Source organism: Micrococcus sp. iso_239 (assembly GCF_056173395.1).
In genome coordinates, this window is sequence record NZ_CM149672.1 from 2,446,883 (window position 1) to 2,468,865 (window position 21,983).

General features: G+C 67.7%; 15 protein-coding genes and 2 CRISPR repeat arrays. Of the genes, 5 read left to right on the forward strand and 10 right to left on the reverse strand.

Features of this window, described 5'->3' with window-relative positions; genetic code table 11:
• Positions 1-155 precede the first annotated feature (155 nt).
• The 5 genes from AC0VX2_RS11455 to AC0VX2_RS11475 form a co-directional block, all read right to left on the reverse strand.
• Positions 156-1,739, reverse strand: a complete 1,584-nt coding sequence (locus tag AC0VX2_RS11455) for a zinc-binding metallopeptidase family protein (RefSeq protein ID WP_144819765.1) — start codon at positions 1,737-1,739, stop codon at positions 156-158.
• Positions 1,736-3,403: a thiamine pyrophosphate-binding protein gene (locus AC0VX2_RS11460; protein ID WP_247298380.1), complete on the reverse strand. Its 1,668-nt coding sequence runs from the start codon at positions 3,401-3,403 to the stop codon at positions 1,736-1,738. Before AC0VX2_RS11460 ends, AC0VX2_RS11455 begins: the two co-directional genes overlap by 4 nt.
• 33 nt (positions 3,404-3,436) lie before the next feature.
• A complete protein-coding gene (locus tag AC0VX2_RS11465) occupies positions 3,437-5,125 on the reverse strand; it encodes an amidohydrolase (protein ID WP_101967780.1) in 1,689 nt (562 codons plus the stop codon).
• An 18-nt stretch (positions 5,126-5,143) separates the two neighbouring features.
• A complete protein-coding gene (locus tag AC0VX2_RS11470; protein WP_222119664.1) occupies positions 5,144-5,758 on the reverse strand; it encodes an MFS transporter in 615 nt (204 codons plus the stop codon).
• A 75-nt stretch (positions 5,759-5,833) separates the two neighbouring features.
• On the reverse strand, positions 5,834-6,496 hold the full coding sequence (locus tag AC0VX2_RS11475; protein ID WP_396729500.1) for an MFS transporter: 663 nt from the start codon (positions 6,494-6,496) through the stop codon (positions 5,834-5,836).
• Positions 6,497-6,744: 248 nt separating this feature from the next.
• Between AC0VX2_RS11475 and AC0VX2_RS11480 the strand changes: the two genes are divergently transcribed.
• The 5 genes from AC0VX2_RS11480 to istB all read left to right on the forward strand — a co-directional run bounded on the left by AC0VX2_RS11480 (position 6,745) and on the right by istB (position 13,816).
• Positions 6,745-7,716: an Lrp/AsnC family transcriptional regulator gene (locus AC0VX2_RS11480; RefSeq protein ID WP_144819768.1), complete on the forward strand. Its 972-nt coding sequence runs from the start codon at positions 6,745-6,747 to the stop codon at positions 7,714-7,716.
• A gap of 11 nt (positions 7,717-7,727) precedes the next feature.
• The gene (locus AC0VX2_RS11485; RefSeq protein WP_144819769.1) at positions 7,728-8,711 is read left to right on the forward strand and encodes a C-terminal binding protein; all 984 of its coding nucleotides are present in this window, start codon (positions 7,728-7,730) and stop codon (positions 8,709-8,711) included.
• Between the two features lie 307 nt (positions 8,712-9,018).
• Positions 9,019-9,720: a ZIP family metal transporter gene (locus AC0VX2_RS11490; RefSeq protein WP_036334456.1), complete on the forward strand. Its 702-nt coding sequence runs from the start codon at positions 9,019-9,021 to the stop codon at positions 9,718-9,720.
• Positions 9,721-10,196: 476 nt separating this feature from the next.
• Positions 10,197-11,236: direct repeats of the CRISPR family, unit length 36 nt; unit sequence GCCTCAACGAAGTCCGCTCCCCACAGGAGCGGAGAC.
• A 274-nt stretch (positions 11,237-11,510) separates the two neighbouring features.
• Positions 11,511-13,034 carry an IS21-like element ISMlu14 family transposase gene (locus tag AC0VX2_RS11495; protein ID WP_031943827.1) on the forward strand — a complete coding sequence of 508 codons (1,524 nt, stop codon included), beginning with the start codon at positions 11,511-11,513 and terminating at the stop codon, positions 13,032-13,034.
• Complete coding sequence (istB, locus tag AC0VX2_RS11500) at positions 13,031-13,816, forward strand: IS21-like element helper ATPase IstB (RefSeq protein ID WP_010078636.1); 786 nt, start codon at positions 13,031-13,033, stop codon at positions 13,814-13,816. The genes AC0VX2_RS11495 and istB overlap by 4 nt, the downstream gene beginning before the upstream one ends.
• 182 nt (positions 13,817-13,998) lie before the next feature.
• A CRISPR array of direct repeats spans positions 13,999-14,473; the repeat unit is 36 nt; unit sequence GCCTCAACGAAGTCCGCTCCCCACAGGAGCGGAGAC.
• A gap of 193 nt (positions 14,474-14,666) precedes the next feature.
• Here the strand turns inward: istB and cas2 are convergent.
• Genes cas2 through csb2 form a run of 5 tightly spaced genes read right to left on the reverse strand, consistent with a single transcriptional unit; the run spans position 14,667 to position 21,982 of the window.
• Complete coding sequence (cas2, locus tag AC0VX2_RS11505) at positions 14,667-15,059, reverse strand: CRISPR-associated endonuclease Cas2 (protein ID WP_230594528.1); 393 nt, start codon at positions 15,057-15,059, stop codon at positions 14,667-14,669.
• A complete protein-coding gene (locus AC0VX2_RS11510; protein WP_041105070.1) occupies positions 14,969-16,591 on the reverse strand; it encodes a CRISPR-associated endonuclease Cas4/Cas1 in 1,623 nt (540 codons plus the stop codon). The genes cas2 and AC0VX2_RS11510 overlap by 91 nt, the downstream gene beginning before the upstream one ends.
• A complete protein-coding gene (locus AC0VX2_RS11515) occupies positions 16,588-17,601 on the reverse strand; it encodes a hypothetical protein (protein WP_043282298.1) in 1,014 nt (337 codons plus the stop codon). Before AC0VX2_RS11515 ends, AC0VX2_RS11510 begins: the two co-directional genes overlap by 4 nt.
• Before the next feature lie 2 nt (positions 17,602-17,603).
• Positions 17,604-20,420, reverse strand: coding sequence for a type I-G CRISPR-associated helicase/endonuclease Cas3g (gene cas3g, locus AC0VX2_RS11520; RefSeq protein ID WP_020627957.1), 2,817 nt, complete (start codon positions 20,418-20,420; stop codon positions 17,604-17,606).
• A complete protein-coding gene (gene csb2, locus AC0VX2_RS11525) occupies positions 20,417-21,982 on the reverse strand; it encodes a type I-G CRISPR-associated protein Csb2 (RefSeq protein ID WP_144819802.1) in 1,566 nt (521 codons plus the stop codon). Before csb2 ends, cas3g begins: the two co-directional genes overlap by 4 nt.
• Position 21,983: the final 1 nt, after the last annotated feature.

The following is a 21,983-nucleotide window of genomic DNA, read 5'->3' on the forward strand; positions in this document are numbered from 1 at the left end:
GCCATGACGCCGCCGCCCGCGAGGTGCCAACGAGACGCTGGTGCATGTCTCGGCGACAGCCAGCCTCACGCGGCATGCGCCGTCGCGTGGTCTAGACATGGTGACCCTCTAGTCGACGGGTCAGCCCGGACTGCACGACGGGTACGGGTGGAAGCTCACACGTCCGCAGTGCCAAGCCACCGACGCTGCCCCTCCCGGTCCCGGACGTACTCGGGCCACAGGACATTGATGGGCGGTTCGAAGCTGGCCGGCAGTAGCGGTGCGCAACCTCGCCCTGCCTTGCGGCGGGCGAACTCCTCGGCGGCGTCACTCAACAGAGAAGGGTCGGTCAGCAGATCGATGAAGGTCCCGCTGATGGTCTTGCCCGCCACGTCGATGGTCGGATCGATGGTGGCCGGGATGCCGCCCAGGGCGTTCATCACCCAAGCCGGGTAGGGAGCTTCCCCCTGGGCCTGCTTCAGGGCCGGACGCGAGATGTAGAAGCGCACGGTCGGGGCATAGTGGGTCATCTCCACGTAGTCGTCGCTGGTCCAGTTCAACTGCCAGGGTGCCAGGTGCTCGCGCAGGCCCCGTTCGGCGTCCTGCGGGGTGATGAGCGATTGGCATTCCTCCAGGAAGGGCCGGTCCATCGGCGCCAGGCCCAGTTCGCGCTGGATGGACTGCGCAACGGCAACCGCATCCGGACCGTACTGGGGGGCACCGACTTCTTCGAGATTGGCGTACAGGGCCTGGGCGAGCGCGTGATTGGTCAGCCCGGGCCGAGACCGGGCCACCCACGTCTCGTCGACCCGGCAGTGTGCCATCGCGGCGGCATGCTCGGCGTTGCGGTCGAGCACCTGCAGGATGTGCTCGGCCATGTCGATGTCCGGTGTGCGCCATGAGTATTGGATGCGGGCCACACGGGCGGGCAGGTTGTCGGCGGTGGCCTGGCCTGAGGCCAGGATGGCGTCCGAGAGACTCCAGCCGCCGAAGCTGGGCAGCATGGCGTCCTGCATGATCCGGGAGGCCGAATACATCTGCATCAGGGCAACGTTGGCCCCGGGGGCACGGGCGGCCGAGTGCGAGGCGGGGATGGGGGACTCCGGGCTACCACTCGTCTGCCAGGTCTCGGGCTCCTCGCAGACGAACTCGTATACCTTCGAGTAATACGCACCGCACTGGGTGTCCCAGCGGGCCGTGTTGCACAGAGGCAGCATGTAGAAGGGATGGAAGCTGACGATCGCGTCCACGTTTTCGTAGTAGCCGCGCAGCCCGTGAACGACCTTGGACCCGTGCATCTTCTCGGCCGGTTCACCTGTGTACCGCAGCGTGCCGGGGATGTCGTGCTGGCGCATGGCGTGCTGGGTGGCCAAGAGCCCGGCGAGGGTAGAGATCCCAAGCACCGAATGCGGGTCCGTGTGCCCAGGCGCATGTGTGTCCAGCCCCTCCCGGGCGGCGGCCCGGGTGTCGGGTGCTTGGCAGTTCCCCGGGACCGCGTCGTACTCGGCATAGGTCAACAGCGTGGGCCCCTCGCCGTGGGTCCATTCCGCGCAGAACGCGGTGGGCATACCCGCCGAGCCGGACTCCACGGTGAACCCGTAAGAGGTCAACAGGTCCACATACCAGGCGGCGGATTCGAACTCACGCCAAGCTGGCTCGGCCAGGTTCCAGATGTGCTGATGCCAGGTGGAGAGCTCGGTGAAGTGATCGTCGATCCACTGCCGGGCGGTCTGCTTGGCCTGGAATGTGAGGATGCTCATCGGGTGGCCTCCTCAGAGAACAGGGCCAGCGGCACGTGCACGAGCTGAACGCCGCCAGCGGAGACCGCCGCGGCCACGGCTGGTTCGAGTTCCCCGGGACTCGCGATACGACGACCCGTGGCCCCGAATGCCTGAGCTAGCGCGGCCCAATCGGGCTGGGTGAGGCGGACCCCGATCGGGGCGATGCCGACGGAAGCCTCGTTCTCCTCGATCTCCTTATATCCGCCGTTGTCTACCACGACGACAACGAGGTCAAGCCGCTGTTCGACAGCGGTGACGAGCTCCTGAATGGAGAACATGAGCGCGCCGTCTCCGACGACGCAAACGACCGGGCGGGAATCGTCGGCGATGCCCGCCCCTATCGAGGCCGGCAGCCCATACCCCAGCGTGGCGTAGGTTGCCATGTACAGGTAGGAGTTCCGCCGAGCCAGCGGAATATGGTTCGCCGTGCCGTAGTAGCAGATCTGTGATGAGTCCGCCCCGAGGATGACATCATCCGGCAGTGCCGCAGCGATGGCTTCGGAGACTGCGACCACGGCCGGACTCCAGTCCCTGGACTCGGCCTCAATGGCCGTGCGCACCTCGGCGGCGCGCCGGGCGCCACTAACTCTCCGCTCCTTTCGATCAAGCGGCGTCAACGCCTCTATGAGTTGGTCGACAACAGCCTCGGCGTCTGCGGCAATGCCCACTTGGGCTGGAAGATTCTTGTGCAGCTGGGACTGCAGGCGGTCGATGCGCACCACCACGCCCGAGGGCGACAGGGGCCCCCACCACAGTTCCGCCTCGCCGACCTTGGACCCGACCACGATCAGCACGTCCGCGGCATTCACCACGGCCTGGGCTGTCTTCAACCTGAGCGCGGCGCCCAGGGACAACGGGTGCGTCTCAGGGATGGCAGCGCGCCCGTTGAGCGTGGTCACCACGGGGGCGTCGGCCAGTTCCGCAAGCGTGACCAATCGGTGTCCGGCGCCCAGGGACCCGCCGCCGTAGACGATCACAGGGCTGGTGGCCGAGCTGAGCAGGCGCGCCGCCTCCTGGACCTGGTCCTCAGGTGCGCGCCGGGCAGCGGGCAATGGACGCGCCCCCAAGTCGAGCTGGCCGAGGTCAATGGGGGCCTCGAGGACATCGAGGGGGATCTCGATGACCACCGGACGGGGCCGACCAGTGCGGAACAGCTCGAAGGCCTCGTGCACGGCCCGCACCGCCTCCGGAGCGCTGGACACCCGGCGGGACCACTCGGCGACGGCCTCAGCTGCGGCTTGAGAGTCCTTGGTCTCATGCAGGGCACCCATGTCCGCGAACTCTTCCCCGAGCGAGGGTCCGGGGGTGAGCACGATCATCGGTCGGGACTCAGCATATGCGGTGGCCACAGAAGACAACGCGTTCAGCAAACCCGGCCCTGAGGTCGTGATCACCACACCGGGAAGGCCGGTCTGCAGTGACCAGCCGTCAGCTCCGTACCCACTGCCTTGCTCATGACGGTTCGTCACCGCGCGAATGCCCAGCCGGGGCAGGGCCCGGTACAGCTCCAGATTGTGCGTTCCGGGGATGCCGAAGACAGTGTCGATTCCGTAGTTGCGCAGGGTGGTCAGTACGGCGAGGGCCACATTGTTCTGGCACGTGGTCTCTGTCATGGCACTGTCGGTCGTGGCGGAGTTAATCATGATGTTCCTTGGTTCCTTGGGCGCTCTACTTGCTCAGGCGTTGTCCGCGATGTAGACGGAAACCCCGCCCACCCACGTCGACAACACCGGGATGTCCTGGATGGTCGCGGCGTCCACGGCCAGTGGGTCAGCGCCGAGCACCACGAAGTCAGCGCGCTTGCCCGGGGTGAGGCTGCCCAGATCACTTTCCCGCCCCAGGACGCGCGCACCGGCGAGGGTGTGGGCCTGCAGGGCGCGCTCGGCGCTGATTCGTAACGTGTCCGGACCGAGCCGGTCGCCACGGGCAGTAGTTCGGGTGACCGCAGTTTGGACGGCCTGCAGTGGCAACGGATCGGCAACGGGGGCGTCTGAGCTGAGCGTGACCGGGACACCGGCGTCGACGAATTCCCCGAGCGGGTTGAACCTCTCCCCTGGGGTGCCAATCGCGTCGGTGACACCGGATCCCCAGTTGTAATAGTGCTGAGGTTGGTTCACCGGCAGGATGCCGGCGGCGGCCATCCGGGTGATTTGCTCGGGGGTGGGCAGTCCACAGTGTTCGATGCGGTGCCGACAGTCCTCGCGCGGGTGATCCCTCTGAACCTGCTCGATCGTGCTGATCACCATCTCGATCGCATCGGGCGACTGTGCATGAGTGGCGGTTTGCAGCCCGGCGCGATGGGCTCTGCCGACGAGCTCGGCGTACTCGGCCGGCTCGTGGTAGAGCATGCCGGTGCGGCAAGGGTCGCCCACGTACCCGTCCGGGAAGTAGGCGGTCCACCCACCCAGGGTGCCGTCTGCGTAGAACTTGAACCCCGCGAAGGAGAGCATGCTGTTGCCGAAGGCCCCGCGCATGCCGATCTCGAGTCCCTCCTCCAGGAGGGAGGACAGCAGGTACATGGCGTAGCGGATTTTCAGTTCCCCCCGCTCGGCCAGGTGCAGGTACATGTCGAACTCACGACGTGTGACCTGAGCGTCGCCGACAGTGGTCACGCCTCCGGCAGCGAAGGACTGCTGGGCCAGCGCCAGTTGTTGGATGTGGTCTTCGAGACTGTCGCCCAGGTGCAGGTTAGGACCGTGGTTGCCGACCTTGACGCCCTCCACTCCGGTGAGGATGTTGCAGGCGGCATCGGAGAGCTCGCCGGTCAGCTCCCCGGCCTCGTCGCGGAAGAACTCCCCGCCCGGGGGATTGGGGGTGTCCCGGGTGATGCCGTACTTGTTCAGGGTGAAGGTGTTGACCACGCCGCCATGGCCGGAGGCGTTCATCAGATACACCTCACGGTCCGTGGCAACCTGGTCCAGTTCATGCCGAGTGGGGTGGCGCCGCTCGACGAGGTTGCGGTGTTCATAGCCGTAGCCGCGGATCGGCCCGTTGCCGGCGGCCTGATCAGCGCGCCGGCGCAGCTGCTGGACGATCTCCGGTATCGATGCCGCTTGGGCGGGCCCGCAGTCTACCCAGGTCTTCATCTGCCCGTGCATCAAAGGATGAGCATGGGGATCGATGAAACCCGGAATCAGCGTGCTCGCGCCGAAATCCAGGACTCGGGGGGCGGGCAGCCCCTTGCCCTCATTGACCTCGCGGCAGTGCTGTTCAGTACCCACTGCCACGATGCGATCGCCGGCCAGCAACAACGCGGTCGGCCGCGTGTCGGCGAACGCAGGGTCGACAGCGTGGATAGTAGAGGCGGTGACCAGGGTGGGGCGGTAGTCGGTGGGGGGAGCGTCCAAGGTGTTGATCTTGCGCAAGCCGTGTCCTTTCGTGTCTCAGCGCGCGACGGTCGCAGCGGCCGGGGTCTCGTGGTCGACGTCGAAGACGTTGTCGCGGATCTGGGGGGCGAGCACCAGGCACACCATGCTCAGCGTGGCCATGCCCATGTACAGCAGGATCACCGACCAGATGGTCCCAGTCGCTGCGAACAGGGCCGTGGCCACGACGGGTGACAGACCAGCCCAAATCGCGTTGCCCAAGCCGTAGGAGACGGAAAGCGCACTCTGCCGCGATTCGGCGTCAAACATCTGGGACATGATCGACGCCAGGGGAGCCCAAGTGCCGTTCATCGCGATCCGGAAGGCCGTGAACAGTACGAACATCAGCAGCGGATTCTCCGGGGACATGCTGAGGAACATCGGCATCACCAGCACGGAGGTCAGCACCAGTGCAGCGACCATCGTCTTCTTGCGGCCAATACGGTCGGCCATGACTCCGATGAACAACGTCGAGACGAGCTCGCCCAGGGCTGCCACGGACAGGATGTTGAGCATCAAGTGCTCGGAGATGCCGATGCCGAAGGCTGGCTCGGTGCCGTACGAGGTGGCGAAGGTGGTGACGATGTAGTACCCGCCGGTGGACACCGGGATCAAGCCCATGCCCAGCAGCATTGCCTTCCAATTGCGCCGGATGGCCAGCTTCAGCGGCAGTTCACGATGGGCGGCCGGATCGACAGCGGCCTCCTCCTAGAAGACCGGTGTTTCCTCCACGCGGTAACGGACCCAGAACCCGATGCCGATCAGCACCACCGAGAGCAAGAACGGGATCCGCCAACCACCGTTCAGCAGGAACTCATTGCCATTGACGGTCAGCGCCGAGAAGATCAGCGAGGCCAGCAGGGCCCCCATCGGGTTGCCGAGCTGGGGAAAGGCCCCATAGAAGCCCTTGAACTTCTCCGGGGCGCTCTCCGTGGACATCAGCACGGCCCCGCCCCATTCCCCACCGACCGCCAGGCCCTGCATGGCGCGCAGGATGATCAGCAACACCGGGGCGAGGGCGCCCGCCGTTTCATACGTCGGCAGCAGCCCAACCAGGGTGGTGGCCACCCCCATCAGCACGAGGGTCAGCACCAGCGAGACCCGGCGACCATGACGGTCACCGATGTGGCCAAAGAGGACGGCTCCCAGGGGGCGGAAGAAGAATCCGACGGCATAAGTAGCGAAGGAGTAGGGCACCCCGAGGATGGGATCGGCGTCCGGGAAGAACAAGGGACCGAAGACAATGGCAGCGGCCGTGGCGTAGACATAAAAGTCGTAGAACTCAATGGTCGTCCCCATGAACGAGGCCATCCCGGCGCGTACCGCCTTCTTGTGGGTGAACTGCTGCCTGGGGTTCGGTGAGGTGCTCATGCGTAGACCGCCTGACTTCTGAGCCGCACGGGCGCCCACCGCCTGGGGTAGGCACTTGCGTTGGGGATGTGAGGTGACCGACAGCGTATAGTGAGATTCATCACTTGGCGAACCAGATCTACTGCAGACTCGAACCGATTCCACTGTTCTGTTGGCCCTTGAATGCACTGCGACGACGGTTCAGTGGGAGATGTGGGGGTTTAGCATCAGCTCTGATCGAAGCCCGTACCGATTGTTCTGAGGATGTCATGGACCCGTTCGACAAGCTCGACGAGCAGCTCATCAGTGCCCTCCGGGAGGATCCACGCGCCAGCGCGGTCAAGCTGGCAGACCGACTGCTCATGCCACGCTCCGTGGTGGCGCAACGACTGCGGCGGTTGCTGGCCTCCCAGGTGGTGCGGGTAGTCGCGACGGTGCATCCGGCATTCATGGGGTTGGACTTCATCGGCCACCTTTCGGTGTCCACCAGCGGGCCCGTGCAGGACATCGCTGCCATGGTTGCGGCCTGGGAGGAGTGCGTTCTGGTCTCGGTCACGGCCGGCGAGTTCGACTTCATCGCCGAAGTACGAGTACACGACCAGGTAGAGATGCAGCACCTACTGACGCGGTTACGTGGTAACCCCCAGGTCATCCGCGTTAACACCGCGATTTATACCGACATTGTCAAGGGCAACATCGAGCACCGCTCCTTCGAGACCATGGATATCGATGACATCGACCGTCAACTCCTGGCCCATCTGGAACAAAACGGGCGGTTGAGTTGGAAAGAGCTCTCTGAGCGAGTGGATAGATCACCCTCGGTGGTGCGTAACCGGGCCCATCGCATACTGGAGGCTGGCATCGCTCAAATCTTCGTGGTTCAACAGCGTGGATACAGCGGAGGAATCGTCACCGCCGGTGTCGGGCTGAGTTTGCGAGGGGACACCCTGGACACATTGCACCGCATTGCTGAGTCCACGGACGTGGAGTTCGCCGCGGCCACCGTGGGCCGCTTCGACGCCCTCGTCACCGTGCGCGGGTCCACGCCGCGGGACATCGACCGAGCCCTGGACTCGATCAGGGAACTCAGGGGCGTTGCGGAACTCCACTCCTGGTTTCACCTGCGCTCCGTCAAGGAGGACTACGCACGGCGGACCTATTTCACCTCCGGCGTCAATGCGGAATCTCACCCTCCGCTGCCGAGCGGGAAACCAGCCGCGGCGAATCACCCAACCCGTTGAAAGGATCACGCATGAAGGCATCACCCATTGCCGTGTACACCGATTACGACGAACTCGATATCACCCCCGGACGTCAACTGCTGGAAAGCCATGGCTGGACCGTGCGCGTGCTGGGGACCAGAGACAGCCGAGAGATACTCGAGGGCGCTCAGGACGCCGACGCCCTGATGGTCGGTTACGCACGCATCGACGCAGATCTCATCCGCGCGCTGCCCAGGCTCAAGATCATCGCCTTGCTGTCGATGGGCGTAGACAACGTCGATGTCGACGCCGCCACTGACTCGCGAGTCTGGGTGGCCAACGTCCCCGGTGTCGCCACTCGAGAGGTAGCGGCCCACGCCTTGGCCCTGGCGTTGAACCTCTGTCGGCAGGTTTCCTCCTTCGGATCGGGCGTGCGCCAGGGTCAGTGGAGCCTGCTGTCCTCGGCCCTTCCCAAGGGCCTGCACGAAACCCGTGTGGGTGTACTGGGTTACGGCAAGATTGGCAGGGCGTTCGGTGCACTGGCTGCCGCAGTGTTCGACAAAGTTCTGGCCTACGATCCCTTAGTCACAGAGCTGACGGACAAGGAGAGAGCGGCCGGCATTGAACTTGCTGGTGTGGAAGAGGTTCTCGCCCAAGCAGACGTGCTCTCGTTGCACATGCCACTGACCCAAGACACCCGCCACTTCCTCGACGAAGCCATGCTGGATCTGCTCCCGGACCAGGCCGTCGTGGTCAATGTCTCCAGGGGGGAATTGATTGATGAAGACGCCCTGCTGCGCAGTCTGAGATCAGGTCGCGTGCGCGGTGCCGCCCTCGACGTGCTCTCGGAGGAGCCTGCCGGACCGGACCACCCGTTGGTGCGTCACCCCCGGGTCGTCGTCACTCCACACATCGGCTTTCTCTCCGATCGCACGTTCGTCGAGTACCCCATGATCCAGGCCCGCAATGTGCTGGCCTGGAGCAAGACCGGCCGCCCCGAAACACCCGTCAGGGAACTCTCCCCCCTCACCTGAGAACCTCATGGATATTGCGTCTCCGCAGGCGGGGACGGGCGATACCGGATCCTGAGCCGCTCTGGGCGTGGTGAAGGCACTCGTCATGTGATTTAAACCAGGGCCTGGTTGTCGTGCTGGGTAGCGCAGCACCTCGCTTCGAACTCGGGACGAGCGGATCCTCGTCAACCTCTCCGGCCGCGGGGACAAGGACGTGGACTACGTGGCCGAGAAGCTCGGTCTCACGGGCGAGGCGGACGAGGTCGTGCGCTGAGCTGAGGCGGCGGCCCGGCGTCGTCCCCGGTCAGCGCGTAGCCTGGCTGCCGTGATGACCCTGATGTGGGGCGCAGTCGCCGCGTCCTCCCTGCTCGTGGGCGCCGTCCTGGCGACCCTGCGCCGCTGGCACATGGGCACGATCGGACTCGTGCTCGCCTTCGGCGCCGGCGCCCTGATCGCGTCCGTGTCCTTCGAGCTCGCGGAGGCGGGCGTGCAGGCGGCCGGACCTGCCGCCGTCGGCATCGGGCTGACGCTCGGCGCGGCCGCCTACTTCCTCGGAGATCGTGCAGTGGAGCGCTCCGCCGCGAGGTCCGGCGGCTCGTCCTCGGGCGCGGCGCTGACCGTGGGCGCGCTGCTGGACGGCATCCCGGAACAGATCGTGCTGGGCATCGGGCTGGCCGCGGGCGAGGGCGTGTCCCTCGCGCTGCTCGTGGCGATCTTCATGTCCAACCTGCCCGAGTCCATCGCCGCCACGGCCGACTCCCTCGACGGCGGCAAGACGCGGCGCCACCTGCTGATCCAGTGGTCGCTCGTGGCGGTGGTCTGCGCTCTGGCGACGTGGGGCGGCGGGCTGATCGCCGACGTCGCCTCCCCCGCCCTGACCGGCGGCATCCAGGGCTTCGCGGCCGGCGCCCTGCTGGTCATGCTGATCGACACGATGATCCCCGAGGCCCGCGAGAAGGGCGGGGAGAGGGCCGGGCTCCTCACCGTGGTCGGCTTCGCGCTCGGCGCGTTCCTGTCCCTGGTGGTGTGAGGGGGCGAGACGGGGCCGACTGCTTCCCGCGGGCTAGACGGCCGCGTTGATATAGACCGCGCTCGTCGCCGAAATTTTGCTGCAGCTGGCTGCGCGCCGGTCGCGCATGCGGGTAGGGGAGATGCCGGATGAACTTCAACGCGGGACAGCACGTGACGCCATGCGCCGGGCATTGGCCCAGGGCATGGCCTTTCCCCGACTCGCCTTCAGCCTTGGCTGCGAGCCAACAGATTCGCTACTGATGCTCACTCCATGGAGCCACGCCCAAGACCTCGCGAACGCGTGACGACGGGCGCGGACGTCACGTGCGTGATTCGACCCCGTCGAGGCGCCTCGCCCTCGACAGAGTCGAGCGAATTGACCAGGGAGGAACACGGTCTGAGCCCTACCCCGCCTCGGACCTGGATCGCTAACGAAGTCCGTTCCCGAAGGAGCGGAGACGGCAAGCAGGATGACGACCCCGGCTACATCCTCACGCCTCAACGAAGTCCGCTCCCCAAAGGAGCGGAGACCGGGGCCCACGAGGTGGGCGAGGGGACGGACCGGCTGCCTCAACGAAGTCCGCTCCCCAAAGGAGCGGAGACGCGGCGCAGGTACCGCTCGCCGTGGTACTCGTGCCAGCCTCAACGAAGTCCGCTCCCCAAAGGAGCGGAGACCGGATGAATCCGAGCCAGTCCTGCTCGATGTTCGAGCCTCAACGAAGTCCGCTCCCCACAGGAGCGGAGACCCACGTCCTCGCCGAGGATGCGGCCCGCCTCGAGGCCTCAACGAAGTCCGCTCCCCACAGGAGCGGAGACCCAGACCGCGGGCTGCCAGTCGATGCCGCCGTTGCCGCCTCAACGAAGTCCGCTCCCCACAGGAGCGGAGACCAGGAAGAGGCAATGCCTGGGGCCGCGCCTGCGGGCCTCAACGAAGTCCGCTCCCCACAGGAGCGGAGACCTGCGCGCGTGGTCTCGAGGTCCTCGCGGCAGTCGTCGCCTCAACGAAGTCCGCTCCCCACAGGAGCGGAGACTCTTCAATCCGTGACATCCGGTATCCGTCTGACTACGGCCTCAACGAAGTCCGCTCCCCACAGGAGCGGAGACGTCCTCGGCGTAGCGCAGCGGGCCGGTGCCGGCGAGGCCTCAACGAAGTCCGCTCCCCACAGGAGCAGAGACCGCCGGACACGCAGTCACGCCAGCCGTAGGGGCTGGTGAAGCCTCAACGAAGTCCGCTCCCCACAGGAGCGGAGACGACGTCCCGGAGATTCAGCAGCTGGACCTGCTGGAGCCTCAACGAAGTCCGCTCCCCACAGGAGCGGAGACGCCGCACCCCGCCGCCGTCCTCGTTCGCGGTGAAGCCTCAACGAAGTCCGCTCCCCACAGGAGCGGAGACATGACCTCCGGCAGCGACGTGACGCCCGGCCCCAGGCCTCAACGAAGTCCGCTCCCCACAGGAGCGGAGACCTGAACAGCACACCCGCCCGCGGCCCCGCCGCTGAGCCTCAACGAAGTCCGCTCCCCACAGGAGCGGAGACTCCCTGCCCACGACGATCGGGGCCAACGCCGCTTCGGGCCTCAACGAAGTCCGCTCCCCACTGTAAGCGGCCATGAAAAGCTGCCCATAGGTGGCCAGGGAATGACCCGCTGACGGCCATGAGGACTGCCCAGTGATGGCCACGGGAACTGCCCGGTGCTGGCCATCTGGTTTGCCCGCGTTGCTCGTTGCCCGCCGCGTCGTGAGCCGGCGGGGGCCTCCTCCCCGGGTTGGATATCGGTGTCGAATCGAATCCAGCGAGGAAGAGGCCCTGAATGAAGGATGCCGCAGAAACCATGAAAATACTCAGTGCCTATGACCTGACCAAGTCATTGCGGGGCGCCGCCGAGCTGGCCGGTTGCTCCCATCACACCGTGGCCCGGCTGGTGCGGGCCCGCGACGCCGGCCAGACCCCTGGATCCGGAGCCAGCCGCCCGAAGGTCACCGATGTCTGGCTGCCCAAGATCGAGGAATGGGTCGAGGCCTCCACGGGCAGGATCCGCGCCGATGTCGTGCACGCCAAGCTCACCGCAATGGGCTACACCGGCTCTGAGCGCTCCACCCGGCGGGCGGTGGCCGAGGTGAAGGCCGCCTGGCGGGCCGGGAAGCGCCGGGTGCACCGGCCCTGGATCACCGAGCCGGGCGCATGGCTGCAGTACGACTTCGGCGATGGGCCGGCGATCGACGGGGCCAAGACGGTGCTGTTCGTGGCCTGGCTGGCCTGGTCCCGCTACCGGATCGTCATCGCCCTGCGTGATAGGACGGCTCCGAGTGTGTTCGCCGCCCTGGACCGGTGCTTCCGGCTGATCGGGGGCGCGCCGACCTATGTGCTGACGGATAACGAGAAGACAGTGACGGTCTCTCATGTGGCCGGGGTGCCGGTGCGTAACCAGGCCACCGTGGCGTTCGCTCGGCATTACGGCGTGGAGGTGCTGACCTGCCAGCCAGCGGATCCGGCCGCCAAGGGCGGGGTGGAGAACGCGGTGAAGCTGGCCAAGGCCGACCTGGTCCCGAAGGACACCAACCTGCGGGACCAGTACGCCTCGTTCGCTGAGCTCGAGGCCGCCTGCGCGGGGTTCATGGCCATGGTGAACTCCCGGGAGCACCGGGTGACCCGGCGCCGCCCGGACCACATGCTCGCCGAGGAGACCAGCGCGTTGCATCGGATCCCCGCCACGGCGCACACCGTGGCCTACGGGGTGGGACGGAAGGTGCCGGAGAACACGCCGATGGTCTCCTTCGAAAACGCCCAGTACTCGGTGCCCGCGCACCTGCTCGGGGCCGAGGTGTTCGTGCGCCATCACGGCACCGGACCGGACTCGATGGTGGTGATCATGCACGCCGGTGCGCAGGGGCCGGTGGAGGTCGCCCGGCACCGGGTGGCCCGGCCCGGGTCCCCGGCCATCGACGACGCGCACTTCCCCGGCCACGAGACGGACAAGGTGCCCGGGGACTACACCCCGGTGCCCCGTTCGGCGGCGGAGGCCGAGTTCCTGGCCATCGGGGCCGGAGCGAGGACCTGGCTGGTGGAGGCCGCCGCGGCCGGCACCAGCCGGATCGGTCAGAAGATGGCCGAGGCCGTCACCCTGGCCAAGCTCGCCGGCACCGACCAGGTCGACCGCGCCCTCGGGGTGGCCGCGGTGCACCAGCGCTTCGCCCACGGCGACCTGGCCTCCCTGCTCACCGCCGCCGGCCACCGCACCGGGATGCACACCGCCACCGAGGAACGGTCCCTGACCCAGGGCACCGCCGGCTGGGCCGGCCTCGGTACCTCCAACACCGAGGGGGCAGCCCGGTGAGCATCCACACCCCGAACACCGCCGCACCGGCGCTGCCGGCCGATTTGGAGGCGCTGTTGCGGCAGCTGAAGATGCCCCACGCCCGCGGTATCGCCGCCGAGGTACTGGCCACCGCCCGGGCCCAACGCTGGGAGCCGGCCGAGGTCCTCAAGGCCCTGCTGGTCGAGGAGACCACCGGTCGGGCCCGATCCATGCTCGCCGCCCGGCGCAAGGCCGCCGGGTTCCCCACCGGCAAGACCTTCACGACCTGGGATCCGGGCGCCTCCTCGATCCCGGCCCCGACCCAGCAGTCCCTGCGCACCCTGGAATGGCTCTCGCGCAGAGAGAACCTCGTGGTCTGCGGGCCCTCCGGCACCGGCAAGACCTTCTTCCTCGAGGCCCTGGGCCAGCAGGCCGTGGAGGAGGGCAAGCGGGTGGCCTGGTTCACCCTGGAGGACCTCGGGGCGATGATCCGGGCCCACCGGCCCGATGACACCATCACCAAAGCCGTCGCCCGAATCCTGCGCGCCGACCTGATCGTCATCGACGACATCGGCCTGCTGCCGGTCGCCGACGATGCCGCCGAGGGCCTCTACCGCATCGTGGACGCCGCCTACGAGAAACGCTCCGTAGCGATCAGCTCGAACCTGCACCCGGCCGGCTTCGACGAGCTGATGCCCAAGACCCTGGCCACCGCCACCGTGGACCGGCTCCTGCACCACGCCCACGTGTGCCAGACCACCGGAGACTCCGTACGGATGACCCAGGCAATGGCCGGGAAGGGAGTCATGCCACTGAACTGATCCCATCACGGTGGCCAGCACCACCACCCAAACGGGCAAACCAGCTGGCCACCAGTGGGCAGTTCTGATGGCCACCAGCGGGAAGAAACACTGGCCGCCTATGGGCAGAACTCAATGGCCCTTGACACCCCACAGGAGCGGAGACCGTGGTGGCGGGGGTCCGGGGCCTCGTGCTTGCCCTGGCCTCAACGAAGTCCGCTCCCCACAGGAGCGGAGACCCAGCGCGTCTACGACGCCATGAAGGGCTCGGCGTCGCCTCAACGAAGTCCGCTCCCCACAGGAGCGGAGACCCGGCGGTCGCGTCATCGACCTCGGTGCGGTCCGCGGCGCCTCAACGAAGTCCGCTCCCCACAGGAGCGGAGACACCGGTTCACGGGTGGGCCAGACGCTCCCGGCTGGCTGGCCTCAACGAAGTCCGCTCCCCACAGGAGCGGAGACCGGCACGTACCCGCCGAGCCTGTCCCATGACGGGCTGCAGCCTCAACGAAGTCCGCTCCCCACAGGAGCGGAGACTGCCCGGTCGCGAGGAGGGAGGACACGGTGCGGATGCCGCCTCAACGAAGTCCGCTCCCCACAGGAGCGGAGACGTCCGCCAGATCGCATACATGGTCCCGCCACGGAGCCTCAACGAAGTCCGCTCCCCACAGGAGCGGAGACAGCACCTCAGATTACAGCCCTTTGACATGGGCAGACGCGACCGTCGGCGAGCCCTGGGCTCAAGAGGCGTCCGTGGAGCGCCATGCTTATCGGCCTCGACCCATGAACCGTGGGCTGACAAGCCCTTTTCTGATGCGACGGCTCGCCGGATTCCGGACATCGACGGAGCCTTCGCGAAGGTCCCTGGCTCGCTTCAGATGATGATGGGCCCATCCACAGAGATCTCGCGTGATCGACCCAGAAAGCTGAACTGCTCTGCGCCAAGCGTGGCCGTCAGGCCGAGGTCGCAGACCAGCACGCTGTCCTCGCCCGGATCCAGCACCGCTTCGAGGGCTGCTTGCAGGGAGACGAACTGGGCGGGCAAGGCATCCACCACGAAGACTGAATATTGGACTCGATCTCCGAACCCTTCGAGGACGCGGGCCGCCCGGGATCTGCGGCGGTCGTCAGGAATGTCATAGGCGATGAGCCTCCTCCGGAGACGATCCCGGGCACTCAACGGACTCGCACCCCCTTGTAGACCTCCTGCGAGCCGTCCAGGACGCCGAGGAACATCCTCGCCTGGACCTCTATCGCGCGGCGCCACGTCACTCTGTATCCGAAGACGGGGTGCTTGAACTCCGTCCCGAGGCGCCGTTCCACCGCCGCAATCACTTTGCGCCGGCCGGTCTGGGTGAGCCGCGCGCCACCGAGCACATGAGTGAAAGACAGCCGCCCCAACTCGCCATTGTTGAACGCGGCCAAGATGGCGGAATCGACCACGGGCGGACGGAACTCCTCCATCAGGTCCAGCGCCAGGGCCGGCTTGTTCCGTCCGCTGGAGTGCAGCACCCCGGCATGCGGGTCCAGGCCGCAGGCCAGGACCGCACGGATCACCTCGGATAGGAGCATCCCATACCCGTAGTTCAAGGCGATGTTCAACGGGTCGGTGGCCCCTCGCCCGACCCGACCGGGGAAGGACTCAGCCACGCCCGCGTCCACACCTGGCGCCAGTAGCCCCGGGAATCCTGCGAAATACTCTGCGGCAGCCCGGCCCTCGATTCCGAACAACTGGCCGGTGGACGTCGCCGTGCTCGCCAGTCGCGTCGCCGATCGAAGACGCTTGACCACAGCTGGCATGCCTCCGAAACGCCGGAGGATCGTGGCCTGGTTCGCGACCTTGGCCACCACGAACTCGCGAGCGATGTCCACTCGGCCTTCGGCCGATGCCGCGAACTGACAGAAGCGTGCGCCGCCATTCGGCGGCTTGACTCCATTGGTCCACCCGACGACGCGCCCCGCCCCCGTGCACCAGACACAGGGGAGGCCTCGCCACATCAGCTCCCGCAGCAACGCTCCTGAGAGGTCGACGTTGCCGTGCACCACGACGGCCGACACCCGCTCCAAAGGGATGCTGGCCAGCCGCTCATCGCCCTTCACCACCGTGATCCGCCCGGCCGACATGCTCGCTCGACTCCCCGGCACAGTGAGGTGCAGGGTCTCACCGGCAGGGTCCGGCGGGACGATTCGGGACAGCACTTCTGCTTCCTGCCGTTCCTCAGGGAGGCAGACGGAGGCATGGGAGCACCGCATGCACCTCGGGTCGTCCAGTAACGGTGCCGGAGCGGTCTTCCCGTTGACCACGGACCGAGCCGATGCCACCGCATCACGGGCGGCCTTTCGGTCCGCAGCCGAGATCTCGATCGGGACCCGCCGATGATGGGTGGTGAAGTACACCTCGGCGTCCTCCACCGTGTTCCCCTGGGATTCGAGCGCCATCGTCTGCAGTACCAGCTGCAGACGATTGGTGTCGCTGATTCGGGCAGCTCGCTTCACTGGGGTGGCTTTGTGCTCGACGACGCGTAGACGCCCCGACGGGAGTCGCTCGACCCGGTCGACTCGCCCGTGGACGCCGAGAGACGGGTCGCGCACGTCGATGCCGCGCATCGTCTGAGCCTCACGTGTGGTGGGCACGTCCACCCGCGCATGGTCCGCCACTCCCTGCTGGATCTGCGCCACCTTCGGCGCTTTCTCGTCCATGGCCTCGAGCCATGCCCGACGCGGGCAGAAACTCCAGTGCGCGACCAGACTGAATGGCAGCGAGTCAGCATACGGCTCCCCCGTGTCGTGCTCAGTCATCTCAGCGCCCTCGCCGCGAGAGTGCGCCGCTCCGGGGCCGACGCACTGCCGGTGACGTTCACGGGGAAGCTCAGGATCTGAGCGAACCCCCACTCCTCCAGGATCGCCTGAGCCGCCGTCGTCTCGGCTGAGCCCAAGCTGGGCCCTGTCGCGTCTTCCCCCGCCACGAGCAGGTATCGCGAGCGCAAGGCGGCCTGCATCCGCGCCACCGTCACCCAGGATGTCGGCACCGGCATCAATAGCCGCGCCAACGACTCCCTGCGGGCTGGGATATGAGCGGACGAAACGGACCGCCCGCGGCTGTCCGCCCAGACGGGCAAGGCCGCGAGCGCCCACAGCCCCACCCAGGCACGCGCGGCATCCACCGGCCCCAGGGGGGCCATGCCCGTCGCCGTGCGGGAATCCGGCTTGTTCTTGCCCGGTTCGTCCTCCACCGTGGTCCCGAGAAGGCCCGAGGTCACTGCCTCCACCGCTCGGCCAGCCACGGCCCTTCCCGTGGGGAGGAGTGAATGCGCGATGAACTCCATGCCCTTGTTCCTGGTGCGCATCTCCCAGGCGGCCGCGCCATGGTCGGGCCGGAACGATTTGCTCGTCCTGTGCCACCAGGCCCGCTCCCCCAAGCCCACCACGAGAGCCGAGTCGAGCCCGCGCAATGGCCGCGCCGCCTCTGTGCGATCGTGCAGCAGGTCGACCCACGCGTGCTCGGACGCCGGCATCTTGGTCCGGGCCGAGAACAACGATCCGGCCACTGCGTCCGTGGAGTACAGCCAGCCCCTCGGGTCTTGGACATGCCGGGTCGCATGCCGGTGGATGAGGCCGCCAAGGGCCGCGGCATCAAGCCCTGCCCCACACAACTGCGGTCGAGAGTCCGGCTCGTCGGTCCACCGCAGCCGCACGGCACCGGCTCCCAGTTCCTCCTCCACGACCATCGCGGCGCCGAGCAGCGCCGTATGGGACAGCAGCACGTCCCACGTGCCTGTCAGCGTCACGGGCTCAGTCGTGCGGGCCATGTTCATCGTCCTTCCTTGGAGATCGTCACGTCGGCGGCCCGCAGTACCGCCTCGAGCCAGGCCACAGCCCATAGCCCCCACGTCTGCTCCACGGACAGGACCAGTGCGTCCCAGACTCCGACGTCGAACAGTTCCTCCGCGGCCATGCGGACGTGAGGGGCTGCCTCCGGGTGGACAAGACTCTCCGCCCCCATCAGGAACGTGCCGCGCCCATGCCCGTGGCTCGTTCCCACCAGACGCACGGCCAGGGCATCCGCCCCGTCCGCATGCGCGCGGAGCATCGCGGCGGACAGTTGCTCGTGCCGCCAGCCAGCGGGGAGGAACCGTGACTGACGGAAAGGCAGGGCGCTCAGCAGACTCTTCGCCATCGGCTCGTCCGCGCCAGCCACACCCTGGGTCAGCCAGGCTTGGTAACGCTCGTCGCTCTTGCCGTCGTCGTGGTGTGCCCCCGCCACGGTCAACGTCCGCTTCAGACTCTCAGGCAGGCCGAGAATTTGGGCGAACTCGCCGGCCCGGTCTGCCACGTCCCTCTGGTGATCGGCGAGGGACACAGGGCTGCGCCCGGTTGTCGCAGAGAGCTGGGCGTCGTCAGGATCGGCCGCGTCCAGCAGCTCGAACACCACCCATGCCGCCTGCTGCGGCGAGTCGGGAGCCCGGCCACCCACGTGGACCTTCACGTCGAATCGCGCGGCCAGATCCGGGTCCGCCCACTGGCCGAGATAGGCGGTGAGCCACGCGGACTGTCCCCGGTCATCCAGCGCATCCAGCACGCTGGGGAGGGTCAGCGGAACGTCCGCCTCCTGCAGGCCCGCGCAGATCTCCAACAGGGAACATCGAAGGTGGTCCTGCACGCCAGGCGAGGCGACGCCGGTCATGAACACCACCCTGCGCCGACTGGCCTTTACCGGCTCGAGCGAGAGCATCGTTCCGTCCGGAGACCGCGGGTCGAGGACGTCGCCGACAGGCTCCTGGCCATCCTCGACCAGGACGTGATGGTGTGTGGCAGCCCAGTCGTGGGGGACGCAGACGACATCTCCCGGGACGATCCCGTGACCCGAGGCCTCCGGATCCACGAGCGTCCACTGGCGTCCACGACGGACGAACGCGGGCGTGGCCCGCCCGCGTCGGCCCCCGGCGAGCAACAGGCGTAGCCGGGAGAGCGTGACCGGATAGGCCTCATGCGGCTGAGGTGGGGCAGTCGTCAGCAACGCCGCGGACTCCGCCTGGTCCAACCCTGACCAGTCCTCTCCAGCGTCTTCGCCGAGACGGGGAAGCCGGCGGCCCACGACGGCGACGTCCGTTTCCGCGTCTAGTGAGTCCCTCAGCCACAGCGTCAAGTCCGGTTCGACGGCCAGTGCCTCGGACGTGCGGCTGAACAGGGCCGCGCGCGCGGCTTCGATCTCACTGAGGACGGGCCTGGCCGGGGCGGTGGACGGGGCCGGGTGCTCCAGGAGAGCAGCGGGACTCACCCCCTTCGGATCCTCTGCGCGGTCCCGGAGCCACTCGAGCGCGTCGGTGATGTCCTGCACTTCGTAAGGAGCCGCCGTCTTGGCCGTGGGATCGGCGGACGGGCAGAGCACATGCACGGGCGCGGACTCCCGGGCCCCGGTGCGGTTGAGTCGCCCCGCCCGCTGCGCGAGCGCCGATCCCGACGCGATGTCCGTGATGAGGAACCCGAAGTCCAGGTCGAGGCCGACTTCGATCGCCTGGGTCGCCACGTAGACATCCGGGGTCCGGGATCGTTCGAGGGCCTGCTCCCAGCGGCGGCGCGGCCCCACGACGAGCGCGACATCCAGGCCGCCATTGAGACCGAGGAGGGCACGGTGCACGGCCAGGGCCGACGCGACGCGGTTCATGACGACCCCCACGGGGGTGTGTCCCGCCTGCACGGCGTCCGCCGCCATGCGGGCGATCTCCTGCGCTCCCTGCGTCGTTTCACGCGCTGTGCCCCCGACGAGCCAGGGGCCGTCCAGGTGCAGATGGACTGGCTTCGGACGATCCAGACGGCGCAGGAGCGCCTCCCCCACGGCACCCGTGCGGATGTCCGAAAGCTCGATGCCAATAGAAGTCTGGGCCGGCGCGAGTCCCGCCGGAGTGGCCGTCGTCTCGACGACCTGCAGTACTGGCACGTGAGCGGCGAGAGGTGACTCACCGGCGAGCGACGCGACACGACGAGCCGTGGTGAGCAGCTGCCGGTTGAGATGGGCCTCGTCCAGGATCAGCACGGAGTCGTATGCGATCAGCCCCGCCTCGCGGGGACGCATTCCTGCGGTGGAGCCATAGCCCCGGAACAGGAGCCGGCTGCCGGCCATGTCCGGCGTCGCACAGATCACCTGGCAGGAGACCGGGTCGTCCTGCCATCCGCGCTCCGGTGCGATCCCGCCGCGGAGCGTTGTCACCGAGCCCGGTTGCCCGGCCGGCGAGATGCGCCTCAGGGCAGCTGCGACTCGGCTCAATGGCGCCTCACCCGGGACGTCCGTGATCTCGGCGAGCTGGTCGAACACACCCTCGGCCCGGGAGGCCATGTCGTCAACGAGCGCTCGGCGCCCCACCACGTGCCAGAGGCGACGAGGGGCCCGGGCCCCTTCCCACCCGGGTGCGTGGGTCATGGCCACCGCGAAGACGTGCACCTCCAAGACGCTCGATTTGCCAGCGCCCGTGGGCGCAACGACGGCGTCAGGCCAGCGTCCCGTCGTCACGACCTGCCTCAGCAGAGCACGCTGCCAGGCGTAGGGCTCACGGCCATGGTTCACGGCGGCGAAGAACTCGTCGAACTCATCGATGGCGACGGTCAAGGCCGCCTTGTCATTGACGTTCATGACCGCTCCTGGGTCGATCCGGGAATGTCCGTGGGCACCAGCAGTCCGCAGCCCAGATGACGGCTCTGACCGAGCGCGAGGATGGCCCGATCAGGCACGACGGTACTGAGAGTGAGCGTGAGGCGGAACGGCTCGATGGGGCTGCGGCGGTCCGTACGGTGGACGTACGCCGTCGGCGTGAGCGTGCGGAACGCCCTGCCCCGAAGCCGCGCTCCGCTCTCCACGACCGCTGCGTGTCGAGCAACAGGGTCCTTCGTCGTGAACGCCGGTTCGAGGTCGCGGAGCACATTGCCCAGAGACCATGCGGCAGCCAGGTCGACGTCCCGGATCGGGGGCTTCGACTTGAGCCGTCGTTCTACGACCACGGCCGGCTGGGCGTCCCACGTCCGCACCGCACCCTCGGGCGGGGCCTTCCAGAATTGCGCCCCGTCATACACCTCGATCTCCTCGGGGGCGACGGTCAGCTGGTGCTCTGAGGTGACGACACGGCGGACGCCGGCCACGGCTGATGCCAGCATCCCCAGGGCGGGCCCGGGCATCCCTCGCGGCACGAGGACGAGGAATCGATCCCGTCCGTCCGAGAACGGCAGGGCCGGAAGGTCCCCCGGCACCAGGTGGAGTGCGACACGGTTGGCCGGTGGGGCATCGGACGGCGCATAACGGCCGGTGATCTCCGGCGGGGCGTCGGGTCCCAGGCGCGACACGAGCGCGCGGTGCAGGGCGACGCAGACACTCACGTACCGCTCTTCAGGGACAGTGGAGTTGGCCCCGATGACGGGGACCGCCAGCACCTGGGTCCAGGGAACGTCAGGTTCGTGGTGCTCGACCGGCGCGAAGATCCCGCTCCGGAGGTGGTCGCGCGGCGGCAGGGTGGCATGCGGCACCGCCGACGTCGTGTGCTTGTCGCCGCTAGCCGAGGGCTTCCGCCCCAGCGTCGTTGCCGCGTGGGCACGGTCGAGCTCTGCCCTCCGTCCGGGACTCGGCATCGCCTGCCGCACCGCACCGGGGACCGCACGCAGACTTGCATTCCGGTCACGTCGATGCGTGGGCGCCGGAAGGCCCTCCCCCTCGTGCACCGTCAGACGTACGGGCGACGACGCCTCTCCGAGATGGGGCACGTCCGCGCAGAGTTGTTCCAGAGTTGAGCAGACCTGTGTGTCCGTCCCGCTGGGCCCGTCATCCCAGACCCACTGCACGGGGCCGCCGAGCGCAGTTCCGTCCGAGACAGGCCGGCCGGTCACTTTGTAGTTGGTCTTGCCGACCTCCTTGAGGAAGACCCCCTCCTTCCGGTACGCGAAGCGTCGCACGCCAGGTGCCACGGGCGTGTGACCAGGCAGGACCAACGCATCCGGCGGATGCTCCTCGAGCCAGTCCAGGGCGGCCAACGACTCTGCCGTGAACGGAGCCTCAGGATCCCCCGTCGAAAGAGTCCCCGCAGCGGCCGCCTGCACGAGGGCCGAGAAGAGCCTCGCGACATCAGGGAATCGCTCTGCGCCGCCGTCCGGCCCGTGGCCCGTGTAGACGCCCAGCGGGAAGTCCGCGCTGATGACGAGTCCGCCCATG

Bases quoted from the DNA above. Each gene is read 5' to 3' on its own strand.
- AC0VX2_RS11480 (WP_144819768.1), top strand. From the start codon at position 6,745: ATGGACCCGTTCGACAAGCTCGACGAGCAGCTCATCAGTGCCCTCCGG.
- AC0VX2_RS11495 (WP_031943827.1), top strand. From the start codon at position 11,511: ATGAAGGATGCCGCAGAAACCATGAAAATACTCAGTGCCTATGACCTG.
- cas3g (WP_020627957.1), bottom strand. From the start codon at position 20,420: ATGAACGTCAATGACAAGGCGGCCTTGACCGTCGCCATCGATGAGTTC.
- csb2 (WP_144819802.1), bottom strand. From the start codon at position 21,982: ATGGGCGGACTCGTCATCAGCGCGGACTTCCCGCTGGGCGTCTACACG.
- AC0VX2_RS11485 (WP_144819769.1), top strand. From the start codon at position 7,728: ATGAAGGCATCACCCATTGCCGTGTACACCGATTACGACGAACTCGAT.
- AC0VX2_RS11475 (WP_396729500.1), bottom strand. From the start codon at position 6,496: ATGAGCACCTCACCGAACCCCAGGCAGCAGTTCACCCACAAGAAGGCG.
- AC0VX2_RS11470 (WP_222119664.1), bottom strand. From the start codon at position 5,758: ATGCTGCTGGGCATGGGCTTGATCCCGGTGTCCACCGGCGGGTACTAC.
- AC0VX2_RS11490 (WP_036334456.1), top strand. From the start codon at position 9,019: ATGACCCTGATGTGGGGCGCAGTCGCCGCGTCCTCCCTGCTCGTGGGC.
- AC0VX2_RS11455 (WP_144819765.1), bottom strand. From the start codon at position 1,739: ATGAGCATCCTCACATTCCAGGCCAAGCAGACCGCCCGGCAGTGGATC.
- AC0VX2_RS11460 (WP_247298380.1), bottom strand. From the start codon at position 3,403: ATGATTAACTCCGCCACGACCGACAGTGCCATGACAGAGACCACGTGC.
- AC0VX2_RS11510 (WP_041105070.1), bottom strand. From the start codon at position 16,591: ATGACTGAGCACGACACGGGGGAGCCGTATGCTGACTCGCTGCCATTC.
- AC0VX2_RS11515 (WP_043282298.1), bottom strand. From the start codon at position 17,601: ATGGCCCGCACGACTGAGCCCGTGACGCTGACAGGCACGTGGGACGTG.